The sequence below is a fragment of the Pseudomonas sp. ARP3 genome (assembly GCF_001029595.1).
Lineage (GTDB): Bacteria > Pseudomonadota > Gammaproteobacteria > Pseudomonadales > Pseudomonadaceae > Aquipseudomonas > Aquipseudomonas rhodesiae.
In genome coordinates this window covers 1-3,748 of sequence record NZ_LEKF01000054.1, presented here as the reverse complement: position 1 = coordinate 3,748, position 3,748 = coordinate 1, and the positions used below count along the sequence as shown (strand labels likewise).

General features: G+C 63.1%; 1 protein-coding gene. It reads right to left on the bottom strand.

What is annotated here, in order from left to right:
* Nucleotides 1-3,748: condensation domain-containing protein (locus ABX75_RS27910; RefSeq protein WP_047883130.1), on the bottom strand; the 3,748-nt coding region annotated here is incomplete at both ends.

Genomic DNA, 3,748 nt, shown 5'->3' with positions numbered 1-3,748 from the left:
CGCGGTGATCGCCAGGGGCGGCAATCACCAGCCGCGAGCCGGTCATCAGCGGCCAGAAAAACTCCCACACCGACACGTCGAAACTGAACGGGGTCTTTTGCAATACGCTGTCGGCCGCGCTTAACCCATAGGCTTCCTGCATCCATTGCAGGCGGTTGAGCAAGGCCGAATGACGGTTGCCCGCGCCCTTGGGTTGGCCGGTGGAGCCCGAGGTGTAGATCACGTACGCGAGGTTTTCGCCGTCCAGCGCGACAGCTGGGTTTTGCTCGCTGTATTGCTCGTAACTCGACTCGCCCAGCACCAGGGTTTCCAAGCCATGCGGAATCGGCAACTGACTGAGCAAAGGCGCTTGGGTCAGCAGCAGTTGCACGCCGCTGTCGTCGAGCATGTAGGCCAGGCGTTCGCGTGGGTAGTCGGGGTCCAGCGGCACATAGGCGCCGCCGGCTTTGAGCACCGCAAGCAGGCCGATAACCATGTCGAAGGAGCGCTCCACGGCCAGGCCCACCCGCACATCCGGGCCGACACCGGCCTCGATCAAGCGATGGGCCAGGCGGTTGGCGCGGCGGTTGAGCTCGGCGTAGTCGATACGTTGCTCGGCAAACACCAGGGCCGTGGCCTGCGGCTGGCGCTCGGCCTGGGCTTCGATCAGGTGATGTACCCACTGATTTTGCGGGTAGTCGCGGGCGGTGGCGTTCCAGGCATACACCGTGGTGTGACGCTCAGCGGCAGTCACCGACGGCAAGTCGGCCAAACGTGTATGTACCGGGTTTGCCAATGCCAGCAGCAAATGGCTGAAGTGCGTAGCCAGGCGTTGGATATCCGCGTCGCTGAAGGCTTGCCGGCTGTAATTGAACTCCAGCCCCAGAGTCTGCCCGACGCCCAGCAGCACCGTCAGCGGATAGTGGGTCTGCTCCAGGTTCTGCACTGGGCCAAACTGCAGCCCCGTAGGCGAGCCCTGCTCCAAGGCTTCGGACACCGGGTAGTTCTCGAACACCAGGATGCTGTCGAACAGCGCCTCGCCGCCTAAACCAGCCCAGCGTTGTACGTCGAACAACGGGGTATGTTCCTGCTCGCGCAACCTGAGATTTTGCGCCTGGATCTGCTGCAGCCATTGGCCGATCGACATTTGCGGGTCCGGGGTAGCCACCACCGGCAGGGTGTTGATGAACAACCCGACCAACTGCTCGATTCCCTGCAATTGCGCCGGACGCCCCGCCACCGTGGCGCCAAAGGCCACAGTCGCCTGGCCAGTCTGGCGCGCCAACAGCAGCAGCCACGCGCTTTGCACCAGCGTGTTGAGCGTGACTTTGTGGCCCTGGGCAAAAGCTTTCAAGCGCTGGGTCTGCGCCGGTTCGAAGTTAAGTGTGTGTTCACCGTTGGCCATCGGCAGCCCATCAAGGCCAGTCGACGCGCCACGGGCCAGGCGTGTGGGTTCTTGCAACGCGGCCAGCTGGGTTTTCCAGAATCCTTCGCTGGCGACTTTGTCCTGGCCCTGCAACCAACCGATGTAATCACGGTAACGTCCGAGCGCCGGACGCAAAGGCTCCCCGGCATAGTGTTGCAGCACCTCGCCAAACAGCTGCGAACCGCTCCAGCCATCCATCAGGATGTGATGATGGGTGTAGATCAAATGATGATTGGACGGCCCGGTACGCACCAGCACCAGATTCAGCAATGGCGCCTGTTCCAGGGCAAAGCCCTGGGCGCGTTGCGTAGCGGCCAGACCATCAAGCGCGGCGGCGCGATCCTCACGCCCCTGCCAATCGTGCTCCAACACTGTCACGTGCAAATGCTTGTAGACCACCTGCAATGGCTGGTTCAACTCAGCCTGCCAGAGGAAGCCACTGCGCAGCACCTCGTGGCGGTCCACCGCCGCTTGCCAGGCGCGCTCAAAACGCGGCACATCCAGACCGCGCACATCCACGCGCATCTGATTGATGTAGTCCCCCGAGCCCTCACTGTACAAGGACTGGAACAACAGACCCTGCTGCATCGGTGACAACGGATACAGGTCCTCGACCTCTGCCAACACCAGCGGCAACGTGTCCAATTGCGCCTGAGTCAGCCCGGCCAATGGAAAGTCCGACGGCGTCACGCCGCGATTGATCGGCAGGCAACAGTGCTCAATAAGCGCCTTGAGCTCCTCGGCATAATCATCCGCCAAGCGTTGCACGGTGGCCTCGTCGAACATCTCGCGGCTGAAACTCCAGCTCAAGCTCAGCTCGCCGCCGTACACCTGGCCGTTGATTTCCAACCAGTTGCCCAGTGGCGCGTCGAGGCTTTGATCGGCACCGGCAGCATCGCCCGACGGTGCAAACAGACTGCCTTGGCCGGCGTCGTCGAAACTGCCGTCGAACTGGCCCAGGTAGTTGAAGGTGATGCGCGGACGTGGCAGTTGGCTCAATGCTTGCTGCGCAGCATGATCGCCCAGGTAGCGCAGCGCGCCGAAGCCCAGGCCCTTGTCAGGAATTGCGCGCAGTTGCTCCTTGATGCCTTTGAGCGAATCCGCCAGGCTCGGCGCCGGCACCAGTTGCAGCGGGTAGAGGCTGGTGAACCAGCCGACCGTGCGCGTCAGGTCAATGTCATCGAACACGTCTTCGCGGCCATGGCCTTCCAGCCTGATCAGCATCGACGGGGTTCCCGTCCAGCGCACCATCACCCGGGCCAGGGCCGTCAGCAACAGATCGTTGATCTGGGTGCGGTAGGCGCTTGGGGCTTCCTGCAGTAACTGTCGGGTCCAGCGTTGGTCGAGGTGGGTCGTTACATTCAAGGCATGGCGGTTACTGAGGCTGGCCTGTGGGTTCGCTCCAGGCAGGCCGTCCGGGCTGGCGTGCAACTGCTGTTGCCACCAGGCCAGTTCCTGTTGCAACGCAGCACTGCCGGCATACCGGCGCAGCCGCTCAGCCCAGGCGCGAATCGAACTGGTTTTGGTCGGCAGTACCGCGCGGCCGTCCTGGGCAATCTGGCGGTAAGCCGTTTGCAAATCTTCCAGCAGGATGCGCCACGAAACACCGTCCACCACCAAGTGATGAATCACCAGCAGCAAGCGTTGCGAGCCGTCGGCCAGGTCCGCCAGCACCACACGTAACAGCGGGCCTGTACCCAGGTCGAGACTGCTATGGGCCTGTTCGCCCAGCGCTGCCAACGCCTCGGTATCGTTCACCTGGACGTGCCACAGTACTTGCTCGGCCTGATGCTGCGCGGCATCGCGATAGGCAGCGCTCCAACCGCTCGCCCCGTGGACGAACGCACTGCGCAAGGCGTCATGGTGCACGATCAACGCCTGCAAGGCGGCCCCCAGTATGGTCGGCTGCAACGGCTGGTGCGGGCGCAGGACCACAGACTGGTTCCAGTGATGACGCTGAGGGATCTGATCGGCAAAAAAGGCCTGTTGGATCGGTAGCAGCGCCAGCTCGCCGGTCAAGGCGGACTGATCGAGCACCACCGCGCCCTCGCCTTGACGAGCTACCGCCGCGAGGCTTTGCACGGTCTGGTGCTGGAACAAATCCTTGGGCGTGAAGCGAATACCAGCCTGCCGCGCGCGGCTGACCACCTGGATCGAAATGATCGAGTCGCCCCCCAGCTCAAAGAAGTTGTCGTTCACCCCCACCTGGGGCAAGCGCAACACCTCGGCCCAGATCGCGGCGATCTGTTGTTCCAGTTCGGTTTCAGGAGCCACGTAGGTCTGCTGCATCAGGCTCGCGTCCGGCGCCGGCAGGCCCTTGCGGTCGAGCTTGCCGTTGGGGGT